Genomic DNA, 19,912 nt, shown 5'->3' with positions numbered 1-19,912 from the left:
GTTTTGCTCCTTTGAAAATGATGAGGACGAGACGCGGAGCGAACCGTGCAGGACGTCGCTACGGCGCGCTGCAGGCGCGCGTTTTCTTGAGGGGAAGCCAGTGCAGCATGCCGAACAGCATCGTCAGAAACACGCTGAACGCCAACGGCCCGCGGTACAGCCGCACTCGCTCGAACGCGAACACGACCTCGAACGCATGGCTGATCAGGAACACGATTGCCGCGATCCGCGCTGCGTGAAAGAGCCCGCTTGCCAGCTCAGGCATGAGCAGGCTTGCCAGGGCGAATCCATAGATCGCGAGACACGCCACCTTCAGGATGCGCAGCATGTGCCCTCCCGGGTCGCGGCCAGCGCAGCCGCTTTGATCATGTCGGCGGCTTTTTCCGCGATCATGATGGTCGGCGCATTCGTGTTGCCGGAGACGATATTGGGCATGATCGACGCATCGACCACGCGCAAGCCCTGCACGCCTTTCACGCGCAATTGATCGTCGACTACGTCCAGCGTGCCGTTGCCCATGCGGCAGGTGCCGACAGGGTGATAGGCGCAATCAGCGTGGTTGCGAATGAAGGCTTCGATCTGTGCGTCGGTCTGCTCCCGTGCGGAGTGCCGGGACTCCTTGCCGCCAAACTTCGTCAAGGCCGGCTGATGCATGATCCCGCGTGCCAGTTTGAACGCGCGAATCAGCCGCTTCACGTCATCGGGATCGTCGAGAAAATTGGTGTCGATCATCGGCGGCACCAAAGGGTCAGCGCTCGCCAACGAAACGCTGCCACGTGATCGGGGGCGCAATAGCCCGCAGTGAATCGAGTAGCCGTTGCCCCACAAAATCTTGCGGCCGTGGTCGATCAGCTTGGCGACGATAAAAACGAATTGCACATCCGGCCTCGCTTCTTCCGGCAGCGTCTTCACAAAGCCCGTGCCTTCCGCGAAGTTCGACGTCAATATGCCGCGCCGGAATTTCGCCCACGTCAGGGCACCCTTCGCCACCGACCACGCACCCGAGAGCGACAGCCCGAACAGTCCCCTCGGCGCGCCGGCTTCGTAGCTGTGAACGATATCGATATGGTCCTGCAGGTTTTTGCCGACGCCCGGTGAATCGTGGACGACGGCAATGCCGTGCCGCTGCAGTTCCGCAGCAGGTCCGATGCCTGAAAGCATCAGAACCTGCGGCGACTGCAACGCGCCGGCCGACAACAGGACTTCCTGCGTGGCTCGCACCACCTTGATCTCGTCGCCTTGACGATACTCGACGCCCACCGCGCGCTTGCCTTCCATCAGGATCCGCGTGGCCTGCGCACCGGTGATGACTTGCAGGTTCGGCCGGCCGAGGTTCGGCGTAAGGAACGCCTTCGCAGTGCTACAGCGCTCGCCGTTCTTTTGCGTGACCTGGGTCAGCCCGACACCCAATTGATGATCGCCATTGAAGTCTGGATTGGGCAAGTGGCCTGCCTGCAGTCCCGCCTCGACGAACGCCCGCGCATAGACGCTCGGCTCCAAGACGTCCGCCACATTGAGCGGGCCGCCTGCGCCGTGATAATCGCTGCTGCCCCAGAACTCGTTGTTCTCCGACTTCCGGAAGTACGGCAGCACCTCGGCATAACTCCAGCCGGCGTTACCCTCTTCGGCCCATTGGTCGTAGTCGGTACGATCGCCACGGATATACATCATGCCGTTGATCGAACTACTCCCGCCCAGCGCTTTGCCGCGTGGCTGGTAGCCGATCCGGCCGTTGAGCCCGCGATTGGGGACCGTCCTGAAGGCCCAGTTGAAGATGCGGTACGGGATCAGCGCGGCGAGACCCGCCGGGCATTGAATCAACGCGCTCTTATCCGATGCGCCGGCTTCGAGCAGGCACACCCGCACACCCGGATCCTCGCTCAATCGTGCGGCCAGCACACAGCCGGCCGACCCGCCACCGATCACGATGTAGTCGGTCATGGCAGGTAGACGATGTGCACGTCGTCGATCCGGCCGTTGAATCTGAACGGCGCGCGGTCACGATAATCCAGTGTGACCGGGCACCCGAGATCGACGCCGACATTAAAGGTTTCGCTTGCGCTGAAGGCCAGCGGCACGGTGAACGGTGTCGTGCCTCGCGCCACTTCCACGCCGTCGATACTCATCACCAGGCTTGCAGCCGCACCTGGCGCGGGTCCGCTCATGATCGTTTCGAGTTCGAACCGGTGCGAGCCAGGTGCGACCCGTTCCGTCGAACGCAACCGGGTTCTCACCACGCCCAGGAAGTTGTATTCGTAGTGCAGGTAGCCGTCGTCCATATACAGCACCAAACCGCCGGCCACGGCGCCGAGTGAATAGAGCACGCCGCTTGCTTCGGCGCCCACCTCGACGTCCACCGCTACCCGGTTGTTGCGCGCGCGCAGATTGGGCGCACAGAATTCCGGCAGACGGGTGATCTCAGTGTTGAAGTGCCATTCGGTTTGAGTGGTGCCCACGCGCGCATCCGGATTGAGAAGCGGCCCGAGGCCCGCGCCGATCGGATAAACATGGTTGGCACGCGCTTCTTCATCGAATTTCTGCTTCAATTCCGCCAGCTTGTGCGGGTAGTCGCGCGACATATCGTTCGACTGCGAATAGTCGCCGTCGAGTTTGTACAAGGCCCAGACATCGTCGTCCGGATTCCAGTTCGCGTAGGCGGCATAGGCGCCCGGCACCCATGGCACGCGCGGCCCGAATACCGATGCCATCCAGCCTTCCGAATAAATGCCGCGGCTGCCGAACACTTCGAAGTACTGATGCGTTTTCTGGGTGGCGGCCTCGCTGTCGGCGAAGGTGTACGCGAGGCTGACGCCGTCGAGCGGATCCTGCTTCAGGCCGTTGACCGACTCCGGCGGCGTAATGCCGATCACGTCGTAAATGGTCGGCGCAATGTCGTTGACATGGTGAAACTGTCCACGCACCGCGGCATCGGCCTTGATGCCTTTCGGCCAGGACACCGCCATCGGCACACGCGTGCCGCCGAAATATCCAGCCACCAGCTTGGTGCCCTGAAACGGGCTTTCACCCGCCCACGCCCAGCCGGCGTGATACATGTTCGCCACTTTCGGTCCGCCCAACGCGGGCAGGCCGCCGTATTCCTCTTCGAGAATCTTCATCTGCTGCGCGAACGGCATCGGCACGCCGTTGAGCGTCAGCATTTCGTTGATCGTGCCGCTCCAGCCTTCGGAGGACGCGCCGTTATCCGAGAGCACATAGAAGATCAGCGTGTTTTCACGCAGACCGAGGCGCTCCAGTTCGTCCACGACCTTGCCGGCCTGCGTGTCCGCATGTTCGAGGAAGCCGGCGTACACCTCCATCAGGCGCGCCTGAAACCGTTTCTCGTCCGGGCTCAGGCCGTCCCATGCGGGCATCGTGTCCGGGCGCGGGGTCAGGACGCTGTCGGCCGGAATCCAGCCGAGCGCCTTCTGACGTTGGAACGCCTGCGCGCGATAGACATCCCAGCCTTCGTCGAACTGGCCTTTGTACTTGTCCGACCATTCTCCGAACACCTGGTGCGGACCATGCACCGCGCCCGGCGCCCAATACATCAGAAACGGCTTGTCCGGCGCCAATGCACGTTGCTGGCGCAACCAGCTGGTTGCCTGCGCCGCGAGATCTTCGCTCAGGTGATAGCGGGGATCGTCGGGCCGTTCGATCGGCGTGGTATTGCGATACAGACTCGGTTCGTATTGCGACGACTCGGCGCCCATGAACCCGTAGAAGTAATCGAATCCACAACCGGTCGGCCAGCGATCGAAAGGACCCGCGGCCGACACATCCTGGGCCGGCGTGTTGTGCCACTTGCCGAATGCCGCTGTGCTGTAGCCATAGTGCTGCAGCACCTCAGGTATCGTTGCCGATGTTTTGGGAATTTCGCCGGTGTAACCGTCGAAGTCGCTCGCCAGTTCGGTGATGGTCCCGGATTCCACGCGATGGTGGTTGCGCCCTGTCAGCAGCGATGCACGGGTCGCCGAGCAGATGGCGGTGGTGTGAAAGGCGTTGTACCGCACGCCGGAGTCGGCAATGCGGCTGAGCGTCGGCGTATGGATCGCCCCGCCGACCGTATCGGCGTGTGCAAAGCCGACGTCGTCGAGCATGATGATCAGTACATTTGGCGCATCCGCGCGCAAAGGCGTGGCTTTGCTGCGCCAGCGGTGCGTGGACTCGGCCAGCGTACGTTCGGCGACACTTGCCGTCGGTGTTTTAGGAAACGGCAAATCGTGCGATCCGGCGGCAGCCGTGCCCGTCAGATGGCCCGTCTCGGCCGAAGGTGGTTCCGTCATATCGGAAGCGGATGCCGCAGGGTTGATGTCACTGGTCATGATGGTCTCCTGTCATTGACTGAACGTCACGCGAACCGCCGCATGGCGGGTCGGTGGGTCATCGACAAATCGGAGCCATTGTATGAACGGCATTGCGCTTGCCGCTGGTCTTTGAAGACAATCCAACGGTCTTGCGCGTCATGTCCGTGCGACCGTCCCAATGAAGCGGGTAAACACCGAGGCGAACCGCGGCGCACAATGTGGCGCAAGGCCGTTTTCCGTCCCGGAACGGGAGGCTTCGGTGTTACGATGATTAATTCGAATCGCACTTTGGCTAGCGTTTTTTCTCGTCAGGCCGCCGGCTAGCTATCCCAGACCGGCAGCCAATCAATCGCAAACCGATAGCACACCGGCTCAGCAACGACTGCCGTTCATCATGCAGAGAATCACGTCCTCCCGCTTCGACAGCGACTCCGTTCTCACGACTATCGGTGGCTACGCGCTGGCGATTTCACGCGCGCTCGAGCACAACGGCGTGGATAGCGCGCGGATCTTTCAGGCGGCCGGTATTGCGCCGTCGCTGTTGAAGAACGATCCCATGTCGCGCTTGCCGGTCGCCACCATGGCGAGGCTTTTCAAGGTCTGTGTGGACGTGACGCACAATCCCTACTTCGGATTGACCGTTGCAAAGTTCATCCACGTTTCGAATTTGCACGCGCTCGGCTATGCGCTTGCCGCCAGTTCGAACCTGATGGCGTTTTGCCAACGGCTCGAACGCTTCTTCAAGCTCGCGTCCGAGGCGTGCGAGATCACGCTCGTGGCAAACAGCGACGAGGTCGCGCTGCGCATGCGGCTGCTGGTGCCGGTATGCGCCGAGACAGAAGATGCATTGATGGGTTTTGTCGTGTTATCCATGCGCCAGCTTTACCACGCGAATTTCGCTCCCGTGCGTGTGGTGTTTTCGCATGCGATGCCGCGTGAAGGCAGTGGCCCCTACGAGAAGCTTTTCAGGGCGCCCGTCGAATTCGATCAGGCCCAGCCGGAAATCGTATTCCCGAGGGCGGATCTGGAACAGCCCCTGACGGGCGCATGCGCCGAACTGGCGCAACTGCACGACAACCTCGCCGTCAGCTACATTGCCCGGCTCGATAAAAACGACGTGGTGAGCGCAGTGCGGCAGAAGATCATCGAGTATCTTCCCAACGGTGACTGTTCGAGAGACAAAGTCGCCAGCGCAATGTGCATCAGTCCGACCACCCTGCAGTTCAAGCTCTCGCAGCACGATACCAACTTCAACGAACTGCTAGACGCGACGCGCAGGGAGTTGGCCGCGAGCTATGTGCAGCAGTCCGCGCTGTCGATTACCGAAATTACCTTCTTGCTGGGATTTAACGACTCAAGCAACTTCACTCGCGCGTTCAAGCGTTGGGAAGGCGTTTCGCCGAGCGACTACCGCAAGAACGCCAAGATTCAGGGCGCGTGAGGTTCTGTTTTCATCGCGCCTTGAACGTGTCCAGACTTTCGCTCAGCGGCCACATCCAGTCCATCATCCCCAGAGTGGCGAGAGGCGGCGCTGCAAAAGCAGCAATAGCAGCAATAGCAGCGTAGAGACCACCGAGAGTGCGACCACCAGTGCCACGAGCGACGAGCGCCTCCACGAGCCCCGCCACTCGCACTGGCTCGCGCGTCAGCACTTCGAAATCGATCGACATGCCGACTACGAAGGGGGAGCGCGGAGTCAACGGCCGTTCTCCGCACCCAAGCCGGCGGAACTTTCCGGCGATTGTCCCAAACTGGCAGTCACTGCCTTGCGCGATCGGCATAAACCGACCGAGATGGAATGGACACCGCTCCCGCTCCGGGGAGCAAGGCTAGCTGAGGGGGTCTCCAGAACCGAACGGCATCAGCGTGCCAAAGTGGAGTTTCGACACCATCACTTGAGGAACGAGACCCCAAATGAATGCTGCGACATATGGACTCGATATTGCAAAACGGGTATTCCAGCTGTACTGGGTCGACGCGCTGTGCACATCTCGCAGCCCGGAGCGCCTGATCTCGCGTGTCCCACTGCGCGCCCTGTTGCTTCTGTTCTGGGGCGTGCCGTCGATTGCGGCACGCACTATCCTGACAAACACTTCGTCGTTGAACGGTTTGCGCAGATAGGCGACCGCCCCGCATGCGAGTGCGTGCTCACGCACGTCGATGTCGTCGTGTGCGGTGATGAAGATGACGGGTATGCTCCGACCGCACAGACGCTGCTGGACTTCGAGTTCACTGAGCCCGGGAATCTGTACATCAAGAACGACGCAGTCGGGCTGATAGGAAGGTATCGAGGCGAGGACGTCGAGGAACGCGTCGCCGCTCGCAAAAGTTTCGGATGCGATCCCGATGGAGCGCAACAATCGCATGATTGCCCGGCTCACCGATTCATCGTCATCGACGACGACAACCACAACGAATGGTTTTAGTTTTGCCATCGAGAGTAGTCCGGAATCCAGGAGCGCACAGGTAAGCGCCCTCCGATACCACAGCCTACGAGGCCGAAAGCTTAGTGGATATTGGACCTTGGTCCCCCTTGTCCTACTACGCCTTGGACGTTATCCGCGTCCAGCTCACGCGGTGCCAGTAGTGGCAGATTTATCACGGCTACCCCGTTTTGCACGGACGCCTGATATCGAGCGTCTCCTGGTGAAATTGCGCAAGCGACTCGCGCTGCGCGACGCTAACAATCGCCGCCTTAGGTAGTCGTTCGGTGAGGAGGCTGTAAAGATGCGCTTCGTTTTCGGTGTCAAGCGCGCTCGTTGCTTCGTCGAGGAACACGTAGTCAGACCTGTGCAGCAACACGCGCGCGATCGCTAGCCTCTGCTGCTCGCCCGGGGAAAGAATGCGCCACCAGTGGTCGGACTCCTGTAATCGGGCAACATGGTCTTCCAGCCTGCACTCACGTAGTGCCTCGCGGCAGTCGTCGTCGCTGAAGGCTTCAGCCGACGCGGGGTACGCCAGCGCAGCTTTCAACGTGCCGACTGGCAGATAGCTCTGCTGCGGGATGAACATCATGCGCGCGTCCACGGGTGCATCGATCGAGCCGTCGCCGAACGGCCAGAGACCAGCCAGCGCTCGCAATAGCGTGCTCTTGCCCGAGCCCGACGGTCCGCGCACAAGCCACCGCGAACCAGGTTTTACGACGATGTCGGGCACGCTCGCGAGCGTTTCGCCGTTAGGCAGCGCAAGGATGAGGTTATTCGTGAAGAGCTGGTTCTCATCGATGTAGTGCAGTTTGATGCCGCCGTGCTCGGTGGCGGGCGACACAGATTCCTTCAAATGAGGTTGCCGCGCAGCGCGCTTGAACTCGCGCAGACGGTTAACCGTCGCACGCCATTCGACGAGCGTGTCGTAATTGTTGATGAACCACGAAAGCGATTCGCTAACCGAACCGAATGCGTCGGCGATCTGTATCAGCGTGCCGAAACTCAACGCGCCTGAAAAATAGCGGGGCGATGCAACGACGATCGGAAAGATGTCGGCGATCTGACCGTAGAAGTTGACCACGAAACTGTAGCGCTTCGTATACCTCATGAGGCGCCACCAGTTTTCGCGAATCCGGCCGAACAGGTCCTCGGCGTTCGATGCCTCGGTCCGCATGCCATCGTAAAGCGCAATCTGCTCCGCGTTTTCGCGCAGACGGATCAGGCCGAACCGGAAATCCGCCTCGACACGTTGCAACTGGTAGTTGATCGACACAAGCGGGTGACCGACCTTATTGGTGAGGAGCGAGCCGACGATCGCATAGGCAACGGCCGCCCAGAACATGTAGCCCTGAATCTGGACGGGCGTGCCTCCCATCATGATAACCAGCGCGCCCGCCGTGCTCCACAGGACGATGGAGAACCAGACGAGCGTCTCAACCGTCGAGAGCAGGTCGAGCGTGAGAGACAACGTGGCGGTGGCGAGCAAATCGAGGTCGACAGCGATGCGCTGGTCAGGGTTGTCGACGAGGTGGTCGCGCTCGAAGCGGTAAAAGGTGCCGTCGTCCAACCATTCCTTCAGGTAACGCGTGGTCAGCCACTGACGCCATCGGAAGCCCAGCATCTGCCGCAGATAACGGTTGTAGACAGAGATCGTGATGGACGCAAATGCAAGCCCGGCAAACGTCAGCATCAGTTGCGGGAAATCGTGCACATTCCTGCTTTCCAGCGCGTCGTAGAAATCGCGGTTCCATGTGTTCAGCCGGGCGTTGATGCCTACCAGAAGCAGGTCCATTGCGATGATCGCGATCAGTAGCCCCCACGCGGTCCCGCGTTCCTCAGAGATCCAGTACGGTCTGATCAGACTCCATGCTGAGACACGATCAGGGAGCCCGGATGCAGGGCCTGGGGATTGGCTGGTCATGCGCTTAGCCGGAACGCACAGCGATCGGGGATCAAATACGCGGGTGATTGTCCGACACGTGCATTCATGGCCACGCCCCAGTTCAACCGGAAGCGGTCAATCCCCGCCTTCGGCTCGGCGGCTAGTAGCCGGCCAGTGCGGTCATCCACGAGTCCTCGTCTCCCGAGTTCCGGGAACGGCCACTCCCGAGCGCGGCTTGAGACCGAAGTCGGACCCATCACGGTCGCTCATGGACAAGTTTTGAATGGCCGCTTTACGGCACGTTCGCGACACCGAGATCGGGTGTTGCTCGCTGAAGTTACCATGGATATTGCCCGGATAAGAAACGGTCGGTCGACTTGGCGGTTCCCACCCACTCGCTGCGCGTTCGCATCCGTCCGAGCCGCATCTCGTCAACAAAATTCAATTGTTGTGACTCAGGCCGCTACGATTCTGCGCCTGGGAGAGTGCGACCACTTCCCATCTGGAATTAGCGTCTGGGCACCCTCTCCTTTCGACTTGTGCCTTCGTCATGTAGGCGCCCACGGGGCAGTATTCGCCCATCACCAAGACGTCTGGGTTTTTTGCGGGCATAGGTATCAAATACTAAATTGACGAATTCGTCGAAAGGCGACACGACCGCTGAGGCGCGCCGCACTACTGGCCGAGGTGGGAGAGCGCGATCCGAGCTGACTCGCGCGAGATCTGCAAAAAACGGAAAGCTCGGAAGCCCAGACTGGTAACAGTATGCCCCGCGGAAGCAACATCTAGCGGATTCATCGCTACCATTGTCGCGATGACCAGTCCGTTCGTGCCTGATGCAACTGCTGCGATCTAGACCCTGCAGATAGAGTGCCTGTCGGGTCCACGCTGGCAGAGGCAGCAGCTAAACATGCAACGTGGGAAGCGCTTCTATCGCTCAAGTGGCTCCTCGCGTCGGCCTGTCCGGTGCCAGGCTAGAATCCAACCGGACATTTCGTCACCGCCGTTGCGAATTCGAAAGCCATTAACACTAAAACTTAGTCGTAAATTTCCGTAACTCAAATTTTTAGTCACTTAAACGAGAAACGCAAGCCCAGCAGGCAACACGGGTGAACAAAAAGTCCGTAACTTTAGGCATTCGAAGTCTGGTACGCTGCGCCCTTTGCTACAGCTTGCATTCGACTCGATGGAAACCCCTTTCAATGATCGTGGCGTGTCGGTCACGCGCAACGCACTCTCGTCCGCCGGTCAGGTTTTTCCGCTGCGCGATATCGTGGACGTGCGGGTTGTCACCGTGCCGAAGAACAAGGTCTTGCCGCTCACGATTTCGCTGCTCGGCGTCGCCGGCGCTATGGTCGGCGCGATATGGCGCTCGCCGGTTGGCATGGTGTGCGGCACGATGCTGGCCGTGGTCGGCTGGCTCACCTGGCTAACCCAGGACATCACGCATCGTCTGATGGTGCAGACGGCGAACGGCGATCGCGAAGCGCTGATGAGCACCGATCGCGAGTTCGTCGAACGTGTCGCCGTCGCCGTGAACGAGGCGAAGGCCGCAGCCGCGGCGCCGAAGGTTTGATGCCGCGGTTCGCCGCTGTTTGCCGCAATAGCACGCCTCACGCAGCCCGCGCGTTAACACAATTTTGATTCGCCACGCGGCAGCTTTTGCGCTTCCTTGAGACGCGCGTCGCTAGAGTGGACAGGTATCAACAACGCGCGCCGCCCGCCGGGTCGGCGCAACCCTATGCCCCCGTCTGCCGCTACGTCCGATCTCCCCATCACGCGCACCTCCTCGCGCACCCAGCGCACGCCGCAAGCGCCGCGCATGGCTCGCCGCACGCATATCGTCGTGCCGCTCGTCATCATCGACGTCACCGTGCCCGGCACGTCGTCGGCCGACGGACGGCGCGCGTTGCACGCCGCGCTCGGCGACGACCTGCGTCTCTATGTCGTCACCATCGACCAGCAACGCGAACGCGTGACGTTCCGCGTCGAAGTCACCTCGCGCACTCTCGAAGACGTGATCGGCCTGCTGACCGTCAAACTCGATCGCGCCACGCTCGGCCGCGCGCAGGCGACCGTGATCCGGCGTCCGCGCGACTATTGATCTAGATCGGCACTTGCACGGGCCGGTTGCCAGCCGCGCCCGCGCCTTCACACATCTTTGCAATTGCACTCGAGCGGCCATGTAGAGTCGCCGCTCCTGTTATCGCGTGTTCCCTCCGCAGGTTCGCAAGCGTCCCGGTTTCACCGGTCATGCCGCGGCCAATCCAGCGAGATTGCCGCTCGTGCTGTCCGCCTCGCAGCGTGCGATGCCTCGCCTTCGTCAGGGACCCGCCTTTTTGCAAAGCGTGTGATCTATGTTCCTGTCATCCCTCGATGCCGCGCGCCGGCACTTACGCCTCAACCGGCGTCGTTTCAGCGCGGCCGCGCTCGTCATGACCGGGGCGCTCGTTGCACTCAGCGGCTGCGCCGTGACCTTCCCCACGCCCACGCCGCCCGCGCCGACCGCCTCCCTGATCAACGGCGGCCAGGACGGCCTGCTGATTCCGCTGCAAGTGGAGCGCGTCGACGCAGGTCACGCGCGCCTCGGCCTCCCGATCCAGCTCGATGGCAAGCCGGTGTATGTCGCACTGGACACGGGCACGCAAGGCGTGCGCGTGCTGAAGTCGGTCCTGCCTGCCACCAGCTATCCGAACGCCGGTCCGGTGAGTTCGCTGCCGTTGGCGAACGGCGCGCAAGTCTCCGGCGCGGCCGTCAAGCTGCCGATGAGCCTCGCGGGCACGAAGCCGGCGCAGATCGACGCACAAGCCGTCGAGTTGGTGAACTGCCAGCCTAACGCCCGGCGCTGCGTGGGCATGGACGGCTACACCGGTGAATTCGGCTGGGCGTTCTCAGGACTGTTCGGCATCGGCGCGGCGCAACCGGACGATACGTGCTGCACGCAACCGCTGCGCGCGTTGCCCGGCAATATCGGCCAGCGCTATCTGGTGCACTCGAACTTTGCGAAACCTTACCTGGTGCTGAGTCCGTCGAGCGCTATCACGAAGGATTTCACGATGGTGCCGATGACCGTCCTGCAAGACGGCACGGCGCAATGGCCGAGAGGTTGCGTCAACGTCGGCGACAAGATGACCTTTTGCGCGCCGCTGGTGTTCGCCACGGCCAGCACCGATATGATCCGCGTGGAAATGGACAAGGCGCCGAACTGGACCGGCGACGACGACGTCGGCAAGGTGCTCAATCAAGGCAACTACAACGCGGCGATCGGCACGGGCAAATGGGTGCATCGTTATGAAGGCGCGCAAGTGACGGTCGTCAAGGCGAAACCTGGCGCCGACCGCATCGTGATCGGCCTGATGGGCATGCAGAATATCGACGTGCTGTTTGACTTCCCGCATGGCCAGATGGGCCTGCGTGCCGCGAACGAGGTCGAGAAGTTCGCCCAGTAAGCGTTGCGGTAGCAGCTAATCAAAAGGCCGTGCGATTCACCCACAATCGCACGGCCTTTGCACATCTACGTCGAGTTGAAACGAAGCGATCGTCCGCTATTCGATATTCAGCGGATTCACATGCCAGATGTTGCGAGCATATTCGCCGATCGTACGATCCGACGAAAACTGTCCCATACCCGCCACATTCTCGATCGCGCTTTCGGCCCACGCGCGCTTGTCGACGAAGCGCGCGTCCACCTCGTCCTGCGCCTTCGCGAACGCGGCGAAATCGGCGAGCACCATGTAGTGATCGCCCCAATCGACCAGCGTGTGGAAAATATCCGAGAAGCGCAGCGGATCGTCCGGCGAGAAGAAGCCCGTGCGGATCTGGTCGAGCGCCGTGCGCAGTTCCGGGTTCTCTTCGTAGATTTGCCGGGGCCGGTAGCCGGTGGCGCGCAGGTTATCCACTTCGTCGGCGGTGTGGCCGAAGATGAAGATGTTCTCGCGGCCGACCGCGTCGCAGATTTCGATATTCGCGCCGTCCATCGTGCCGATCGTCAACGCGCCGTTGAGCGCGAGCTTCATATTGCCGGTGCCCGATGCTTCCGTGCCGGCCATCGAAATCTGCTCCGACAGATCGGCGGCCGGAATGATCAGCTCCGCCACGCTCACGCCGTAGTTCGGCACGAACACCACTTTCAACCGGTCGCCGACCAGTGGATCGTGATTGACCTTCTCGCTGACGTCGCCGATCAGCTTGATGATCGTCTTCGCCATCCGGTACGCGGACGCGGCCTTGCCGGCGAACATCACCACGCGCGGCACCCAGTCGAGTTCGGGATTCGCCCGAATCTGGTTGTAGCGCACGATCACATGCAGCACGTTGAGCAGTTGCCGCTTGTATTCGTGAATGCGCTTGACCTGCAGATCGAACAGCGCATCCGGATCGAAATGCAGTTTCGTGTGATGCGCGAGACGGTGCACGAGCCGCAGTTTGTTCTGCCGCTTCGCTTCACGGAAGGCCTCGATAAAGCCGCTGTCGGTGCGCAGGTTGCGCAGTTGCTCCAGTTCGAACAGATTGCTGCGCCAATGCTTGCCGATCTGCTGATCGATCAGCGACGACAGAGACGGGCTCGCCTGCGCGAGCCAGCGGCGCGGCGTGATGCCGTTGGTCACATTGGTGAAGCGGTCCGGATAGATGCGCGCGAAATCGGCGAAGATGTCGCGCGTCATCAGTTGCGAATGCAGCTTCGACACGCCGTTCACCTTGTGGCTCGCGACGATCGCCAGATACGCCATGCGCACGCGCCGCTGCCCGTATTCGTCGACGAGCGAAATGCGGCGGATCATCTCGGCGTCATGACCCGATTGCTCGCTGACGTGCTTGAGAAACTGCGCGTTGATCTCGAAGATAATTTCGAGGTGCCGCGGCAACAGGCGCGCGAGCATCTCGACGTCCCACGTTTCGAGCGCTTCGGGCATCAACGTGTGATTCGTGTACGAGAAGATCTGCGTGACATGCTTCCACGCCTTGTCCCACTGCAGATGGTGGACGTCAACCAGCAAACGCATCAGCTCGGGAATCGCCAGCACGGGGTGCGTGTCGTTCAGATGCACCGCCACTTTTTCGGAGAAGCGCCCGAACGTGCTGTGCGTGCGCTGGTAGCGGCGAATCAGATCCTGCATGGTCGCCGAGACGAAAAAGTATTCCTGCCGCAGACGCAGCTCGCGGCCGGCCGGCGTCGAGTCGTCCGGATACAGCAGGCGCGAGACGTTCTCCGACATGTTCTTGGTGTCGACCGCGTTGCGGTAGTCGCCACGATTGAACGCGCCGAGATCGAGTTCTTCGGTCGCGCGTGCCGACCACAGGCGCAGCGTATTGGTCGCGTCCGTTGCGTAACCTGGGATCACGGTGTCGTAGGCAGTGGCATTCACGTGCTGGGTGTCGATCCATTCCACATGTTCGCCACGCTGCACCGTACGGCCGCCAAAGTGAATGATGTACGTGACTTCCGGCCGCGGAAACTCCCACGCATTACCTGCGCGCAACCAGTAGTCCGGCGCTTCGACCTGTTCGCCGTTGACGATCTGCTGACGGAACATGCCGTATTCGTAACGGATGCCGTAGCCGAAGCCCGGAATGCCGAGCGTCGCCATCGAATCGAGAAAGCAGGCCGCGAGCCGGCCAAGGCCGCCGTTGCCGAGCGCGGCGTCCGGCTCGATTTCGGTCAGCATATCCATGTCGACGCCCAAACTCGCCAGCGCTTCCTTCATCTGGTCGTGGATGCCGAGAGCGAGCAAGGCGTTCGTAAACGTCCGGCCGATGAGGAACTCCATCGACAGGTAGTAGACGCGTTTCACGTCCTGTTCGTACTGCAGGCGCGTGGTCTTCATCCAGCGCGCGACCAGCCGGTCGCGCACGGCAAGCGCCGCGGCGTGCAGCCAGTCATGCGGATGCGCGGTGACGGCGTCCTTGCCGACGCCGTACATCATGCGATTGGAAATTGAGCGCCGTAGCGCGTCGACGGTACTGTTGAGCTGGTCGAATTCCAGATCGACGGCTGTCATCGAAGCCTCCGGGGAAAAAGACGCGACATACGCGAACCGCACAGATGACGGGCGGGAGGCGCGTGCCGGTCAGGCGGGTTAAGAAACAGAGTAGGACATTTTACGACCACCGGACACTGGCGGGCGCGAGCGCTTGGTTACGCACATGCCATGCCCGCCGACATCAGCCGGCGCGGCGCTTTTTCGCACGCACGCGGTGCAAGCCACGCGTGCGCGGCACTGCGCGCGTGCATCGGTTCCGCAAAACAGGCAAACGATTGCGAAGCGCCCGATGCGCATTGAATGGAAGGCAACGCCATTATTTTTTCGCCGCGTGACGCGCGGATGAATGAGCCGATGGGCCCGATGCGTGGCCGAATCGAAGTGCCTCGTCCGCTAAGCGATTGTGCCGGAGTGGCGTATGACAACGTGAGCGCGCGCCAGTTCGCGGACGGCGTGCGGAGTTGACCGTTAGTTGCATTAATGACAGCGTGATGAGCGCCCTCTCCGCCTGCGTCCCTGCACGATTTCCGCGTCTCTGTAACAATCACTACATTCGTCGCGCGCACCGCCTGAAACGCGTCAAACGCTGGATTCAGGCCACGCGCGCCACACGCCACGCAACTCCTGCCACTCGCGCGCCTCGACTCGTCCGGCTGCACGCGGGCATGCTCAACCCGACGAGCCACCGCCTTGTCCGACAAACCCAGCGCCACCGCCCCCCACCCCTTCCCCGCGGACGTCCCGATGTCCGCCGCCAACCGCCGCGCGATGGCCGCGATCATGCTCGCCGTCGCGCTCGCCACGCTCGATACCGCCATCGCCAACACCGCGCTGCCCGCCATTGCCGCGGATCTGCATGCCGCGCCGGCGGCGTCGGTGTGGATCATCAATGCGTATCAGCTCGCGATGGTCGCGACGCTGCTGCCGCTCGCCGCGCTCGGCGATATCGTCGGGCATCGGCGAATCTATATCGGCGGTATTGCGCTCTTCACGCTGGCGTCGCTGGCGTGCTCGCTGGCGTCGACGCTGCCGCTGCTGACCGCCGCGCGCGTTCTGCAAGGCCTCGGCGCGAGCGCGATCATGAGCGTGAACACCGCGCTGATCCGCTATCTGTACCCACCGCACCGGCTTGGACGCGGTCTCGGCACCAACGCGCTGATCGTCGGCGTGTCGTTCGCGGTCGGGCCGACGGTGGCGTCGCTGATTCTGTCCGTGGCCGCGTGGCCGTGGCTGTTCGCGGTCAACGTGCCACTCGGCCTGCTGGCGTTGGGCTTCGCGTGGCCGGCGTTGCCGCACACCGAGCGCGGCAAGCACAACTTCGATCCGATCGCCGCGCTCCTGAACGTCATCACCTTCGCCGCGTTGATCTTCGCGCTCGGCGAGGCGGCCCAGCGCGCCTCGACGCAACTGGTGCTGGGCGCGGCGGCGATTGCCGTGGTGTTCGGGCTGTTGCTGATTCGCCGCGAAGCGGGCCACCCGGCGCCGATGCTGCCCGTCGATCTGTTCAAGCGGCCGGTGTTCGCGTTGTCGGCGGTGACGGCCGTGTGCTCATTCGCCGCCCAAGGGTTGGCGTTCGTCTCGCTGCCCTTCTACTTCGAGGACGTGCTGCATCGCAGCCAGGTCGAGACCGGCTTTCTGATGACGCCGTGGCCCGTGGTGGTCGCGCTGGCCGCGCCGCTGGCGGGCAGTCTGTCCGACCGCTATCCGCCGGGACTGCTCGGCGCGATCGGTCTCGCGGTGATGTCGGCCGGAATGGCGTCGCTGGCGCTTCTGCCGGTGCATCCGCACGTTCTCGACATCGGCATCCGCATGGCGATTTGCGGCGCGGGCTTTGGGTTCTTCCAGTCACCGAATCTGAAGGCGCTGATGGCGAGCGCGCCACCCGAGCGCAGCGGCGGTGCAAGCGGCATCGTCGCGACCGCGCGGCTGCTTGGGCAGACCACCGGCGCGGCGCTGGTCGCGCTGAGCTTCGGGATTGCCGGCCGGCATGGGCCGACGCTGGCGCTGAGCACCGGCGCGTTCTTCGCGGGCGCGGCGAGCCTGGCGAGCGGCCTGCGGTTGTTCGCGCCGTCGCATCGGTCGGGTGTGCACGCGAAAGCGTCGATGAAATGAAAAAGCGGGCGCACTGGGGTGACAGTGCGTCCGCTTTGTTTTGCTGATTTTCGTGACTGCGTTTGTTCGGTGCGCGACCCAAGCCTCACCGCGCCGCGAAATACCCCTTCACCGCGGCGATAAACGTATCGATATCCCCACGCGACACGTCCTTATGCGTCACGAATCGCGATGCATACAACATCTGCGTGAGAATGCCGCGCTCCTTGAGCCATGCTTCGAGCGGCGCGCAGTGCTGCTGCGGGAACTGCGCGAACACCATGTTGGTGGCAACCGACTGCACCTTGACCTGATCGATGGCTTCCAGACCCGCTGCCAGATGCGCGGCGTGTGCGTGGTCGTCGGCGAGGCGCTCGACGTTGTGATCCAGCGCGTACAGACAAGCCGCCGCCAGTACGCCGGCCTGACGCATGCCGCCGCCCAGCACCTTGCGCCAGCGGTGCGCCACGTCGATCAGTGCGCGGCTGCCGACCAGCACCGAGCCGACCGGCGCGCCCAGCCCCTTCGAAAAACAGACCGAGATCGAATCGAACGGCTCGCACAATGCCGCAACCGGCTTGCCCGACGCGACCGCCGCGTTGTAGACACGCGCGCCGTCGAGGTGAGCGGACAAGCCGTGCTGACGCGCAAGCTGCACCGCCTCGGCGACATACCCCGCCGGCAGCACCTTGCCGCCGATGGTGTTTTCCAGCGCCAGCAGCCGCGAGCGCGCGAAGTGATTGTCGATGGGCTTGATCGCAGCAGCGATCTTCTCCAGCGGGATTGAGCCGTCCGCGGCATTTTCGAGCGGCTGCGGCTGGATGCTGCCGAGGACCGCCGCGCCGCCGCCTTCATATTTATAGGTGTGCGCCAACTGGCCGACGATGTATTCGTCGCCACGCGCGCAGTGCGCCATCAAGGCCGCCAGGTTGCTTTGCGTGCCGCTCGGGAAGAACAGGCCCGCCTCCTTGCCGGTGCGTTCGGCGAGCGTGTCCTGCAAACGCAACACGGTGGGGTCGTCGCCCCAGACGTCGTCGCCCACTTCGGCGGCCGACATGGCCGCGAGCATCGCCGGGGTTGGACGGGTTACGGTATCGCTGCGCAAATCGATCATTGTGTGTTCCTGTGCGTCCGTGAATGACAGCCTACGACAGCCGGTCGACGCGCCGCGCCGTCGATATCGACGGGCGGACACGGCGCCGGCAGTTTAGCCACACAGTATATTCAATTAACGCGGCGCTGAAATCGCGCTAAAAAAGAAGCCTCAGCCGCCCGACTTGGGCAGCCACGCGAGCGGATCGACCGGCTGGCCGTTCTGGCGGACCTCGAACTGGATCGACGCCACACCGCGGCTATCCACCCCGACTTCGCCGATGGTTTGACCTTGCGCGACCGCGTCGCCTTCCTTGACGAGCAGCGTGCTGTTCTGCCCGTAGGCGGTGATCAACGAGTCGTCGTGCTTGATGATGATGAGCGGGCCGTACGCCTCGATACCCGTGCCGGCGTAGACCACCCGGCCGGTGGCGGCCGCCTTGACCGGATCGCCCGGCCGCCCGCCGATCACGATGCCATTCGACTTACCCGGCGCGAAGGCTTTCAGGATCGGACCGCGCACCGGCCATTGCAACACGCCTTGCTGCGGTCCGGCGGATGCCGTGGGCGCGCCGGGCGTAGCGGGACCGTTCGGCCCGACGGCGACCGGCGGCGTCACCACGCTGCCCGAGGCCATCGGCGGAGATACTCGCAGGACTTGCCCCGGCGTGACGGCGGCGTTGGCCGCAAGGCCGTTCCACGCCGCGATCTCCTGCGGTTTGCGACCATATGCCGACGCAATCCCGCCGATCGTGTCGCCCGGATTGACCCGGTAGAAACCGGCGGGAACAGGCACCGTGCTGAGCGTGGTCGGGCCGGCAGGCGTGTTGCTGTAAAACGGCGTGCTCTCCCACGGCATTGTCGTGCAGCCGCTGAACATCACGCCGAGTGCGGCCGCTGTCAGCAACCGGGTCCCCGTCAATTGCCATGGTCTTGTCATGTGATTTTCCTCGACACTTTGTTCAATCAATCGGATTCAATCGATGCCCAAGCATTTGCCGTGCCGCTCGTCTCGAGGGCGCGGCAACGGTTATCCATTATGCCGCCGTGCGCGTCGACAACCGCGCCGGCATGGCATGGGCCGTCCGCCAACATTCAGACGCTGCCTTCCGCCTCGACCACCAGAATGCGCGCCGCGCCGATCGGATGCGCCACATGTTCGGTGCCGACCGATGCGTAGAACACGTCGCCAGTCTCCAGAATGGCCGACTGTTCGACGCCGCCTTCGCGATAACGCATCTCGACGCGGCCATCGAGCACGGCGAACACTTCCTCGCCGTCGTTGACGTGCCATTTATAAGGCTGATCGGTCCAATGCAGGCGCGTCGTGATGCCGCCCATGTTGGCGATATCGAGCGCGCCCCAAGCGCGCGTCGCGGTGAAATTCTTGCTGCGAATGATCTTCATGGTCACGAGGCAGTTGAGAAAAAACGACGCCGGCCAGTCATACGATCCATTGGGCATAGCGGGCCGCCAAACCTTGGACGAACCACATCCCGGCTGGCCCCATTATAGGTCCGCTGGGCCGCTCGCCTGTCGCCAGCAGGCCGCGCGGCCGATTTGTGTGAGCATTGAATCCTTTGAGCCCTCGCCTATACTCAGTCATGCTGCCGCGACACGCCGTAAGCAAAACGACTGAATTCTGCGAGGGAGTTGAGAATGAACAAAGCCACTTTTCTGGCCGTACAACTCCATGTCGACGATGTCGCGGCGTCGCCTGGTCTGGTCGAGTTGCTGAACACGCATCTGGTTTTCGCCGCCGACGTGGCCGAAGCCGCCGACGCCCTCGTCCAGCTGGCCAGCATTGCGGGACTGTCGAGCGGCGTGGAGGCGAGCGTCGAGATTCCCGCATTGGCGATCGAGCGGCTGCGCGAGGCGCTCGACAATCTGAGCGGCTACGACGAATCCTGGCTGCTTGCCCTCGAACCCAGCCGCGCATTATTCGACGAAATCGGCCGCCGGCATCGCACGCTGCATTAGAGCCACGCACGCGGATTGCATCCGGGTTGCATCCGTACTGCCGCGCACCTTCGGCGTTCGTTCAGCGACGCCGCCGGTCCGCCAAGTTTTGCTCACCGCTCGCCTGCCAGACTAACCGGCACGCTTCACTGTCGGCGCCGTTTGCAGATTTCGGGC

16 protein-coding genes are annotated in these 19,912 nt (G+C 62.5%); 6 read left to right on the top strand and 10 right to left on the bottom strand.

Going from position 1 to position 19,912, the window contains the following annotated elements; all coding sequences use genetic code 11:
- Positions 1 to 58: 58 nt before the first annotated feature.
- The 3 genes from PQR32_RS00430 to PQR32_RS00420 are packed head-to-tail and all read right to left on the bottom strand — an operon-like array spanning position 59 to position 4,322.
- Positions 59 to 328, bottom strand: coding sequence for a hypothetical protein (locus PQR32_RS00430; protein ID WP_408221615.1), 270 nt, complete (start codon positions 326 to 328; stop codon positions 59 to 61).
- On the bottom strand, positions 313 to 1,941 hold the full coding sequence (locus tag PQR32_RS00425; protein ID WP_408221614.1) for a GMC family oxidoreductase: 1,629 nt from the start codon (positions 1,939 to 1,941) through the stop codon (positions 313 to 315). The genes PQR32_RS00430 and PQR32_RS00425 overlap by 16 nt, the downstream gene beginning before the upstream one ends.
- The gene (locus PQR32_RS00420; protein WP_408221613.1) at positions 1,938 to 4,322 is read right to left on the bottom strand and encodes an arylsulfatase; all 2,385 of its coding nucleotides are present in this window, start codon (positions 4,320 to 4,322) and stop codon (positions 1,938 to 1,940) included. The genes PQR32_RS00425 and PQR32_RS00420 overlap by 4 nt, the downstream gene beginning before the upstream one ends.
- A gap of 376 nt (positions 4,323 to 4,698) precedes the next feature.
- On the opposite strand from PQR32_RS00420, the gene PQR32_RS00415 reads away from it, so the two are divergent.
- Entirely contained in the window at positions 4,699 to 5,745 is a 1,047-nt protein-coding gene (locus PQR32_RS00415; protein WP_408221612.1) for an AraC family transcriptional regulator, read from the top strand.
- A 10-nt stretch (positions 5,746 to 5,755) separates the two neighbouring features.
- Here PQR32_RS00415 and PQR32_RS00410 read toward each other — a convergent pair whose 3' ends face one another.
- The 3 genes from PQR32_RS00410 to PQR32_RS00400 form a co-directional block, all read right to left on the bottom strand.
- Positions 5,756 to 6,004, bottom strand: coding sequence for a hypothetical protein (locus PQR32_RS00410; protein WP_408221611.1), 249 nt, complete (start codon positions 6,002 to 6,004; stop codon positions 5,756 to 5,758).
- 129 nt (positions 6,005 to 6,133) lie between these two features.
- On the bottom strand, positions 6,134 to 6,739 hold the full coding sequence (locus tag PQR32_RS00405) for a response regulator (RefSeq protein WP_408221610.1): 606 nt from the start codon (positions 6,737 to 6,739) through the stop codon (positions 6,134 to 6,136).
- 169 nt (positions 6,740 to 6,908) lie between these two features.
- Positions 6,909 to 8,651: an ABC transporter ATP-binding protein/permease gene (locus PQR32_RS00400; protein WP_408221609.1), complete on the bottom strand. Its 1,743-nt coding sequence runs from the start codon at positions 8,649 to 8,651 to the stop codon at positions 6,909 to 6,911.
- A 1,147-nt stretch (positions 8,652 to 9,798) separates the two neighbouring features.
- Here PQR32_RS00400 and PQR32_RS00395 point away from each other — a divergent pair.
- From PQR32_RS00395 to PQR32_RS00385, 3 genes are all read left to right on the top strand, one after another.
- Entirely contained in the window at positions 9,799 to 10,188 is a 390-nt protein-coding gene (locus tag PQR32_RS00395) for a DUF6232 family protein (RefSeq protein ID WP_408221608.1), read from the top strand.
- Positions 10,189 to 10,353: 165 nt separating this feature from the next.
- Positions 10,354 to 10,716, top strand: a complete 363-nt coding sequence (locus tag PQR32_RS00390) for a hypothetical protein (protein ID WP_408221607.1) — start codon at positions 10,354 to 10,356, stop codon at positions 10,714 to 10,716.
- Positions 10,717 to 10,969: 253 nt separating this feature from the next.
- Entirely contained in the window at positions 10,970 to 12,061 is a 1,092-nt protein-coding gene (locus PQR32_RS00385; RefSeq protein ID WP_408221606.1) for a hypothetical protein, read from the top strand.
- 96 nt (positions 12,062 to 12,157) lie between these two features.
- Here PQR32_RS00385 and PQR32_RS00380 read toward each other — a convergent pair whose 3' ends face one another.
- A complete protein-coding gene (locus PQR32_RS00380) occupies positions 12,158 to 14,611 on the bottom strand; it encodes a glycogen/starch/alpha-glucan phosphorylase (RefSeq protein WP_408221605.1) in 2,454 nt (817 codons plus the stop codon).
- 726 nt (positions 14,612 to 15,337) lie between these two features.
- Between PQR32_RS00380 and PQR32_RS00375 the strand changes: the two genes are divergently transcribed.
- A complete protein-coding gene (locus tag PQR32_RS00375; RefSeq protein ID WP_408221604.1) occupies positions 15,338 to 16,705 on the top strand; it encodes an MFS transporter in 1,368 nt (455 codons plus the stop codon).
- Positions 16,706 to 16,790: 85 nt separating this feature from the next.
- Here PQR32_RS00375 and ltaE read toward each other — a convergent pair whose 3' ends face one another.
- The 3 genes from ltaE to PQR32_RS00360 all read right to left on the bottom strand — a co-directional run bounded on the left by ltaE (position 16,791) and on the right by PQR32_RS00360 (position 19,183).
- Entirely contained in the window at positions 16,791 to 17,798 is a 1,008-nt protein-coding gene (ltaE, locus tag PQR32_RS00370) for a low-specificity L-threonine aldolase (protein ID WP_408221603.1), read from the bottom strand.
- Between the two features lie 150 nt (positions 17,799 to 17,948).
- Positions 17,949 to 18,716 carry a peptidoglycan DD-metalloendopeptidase family protein gene (locus tag PQR32_RS00365; RefSeq protein ID WP_408221602.1) on the bottom strand — a complete coding sequence of 256 codons (768 nt, stop codon included), beginning with the start codon at positions 18,714 to 18,716 and terminating at the stop codon, positions 17,949 to 17,951.
- Between the two features lie 155 nt (positions 18,717 to 18,871).
- Positions 18,872 to 19,183: a cupin domain-containing protein gene (locus PQR32_RS00360; protein WP_012427812.1), complete on the bottom strand. Its 312-nt coding sequence runs from the start codon at positions 19,181 to 19,183 to the stop codon at positions 18,872 to 18,874.
- A 252-nt stretch (positions 19,184 to 19,435) separates the two neighbouring features.
- Here PQR32_RS00360 and PQR32_RS00355 point away from each other — a divergent pair, with 252 nt between their 5' ends.
- Positions 19,436 to 19,756, top strand: coding sequence for a hypothetical protein (locus PQR32_RS00355; RefSeq protein WP_132382178.1), 321 nt, complete (start codon positions 19,436 to 19,438; stop codon positions 19,754 to 19,756).
- Positions 19,757 to 19,912 lie beyond the last annotated feature (156 nt).

Origin of the sequence: Paraburkholderia dipogonis (assembly GCF_046027395.1) — a bacterium.
In the GTDB taxonomy this organism is placed as follows: domain Bacteria; phylum Pseudomonadota; class Gammaproteobacteria; order Burkholderiales; family Burkholderiaceae; genus Paraburkholderia; species Paraburkholderia dipogonis_A.
The sequence above is the reverse complement of the archived record's forward strand: the minus strand, read 5'-3'. Positions and strand labels throughout refer to the sequence as shown.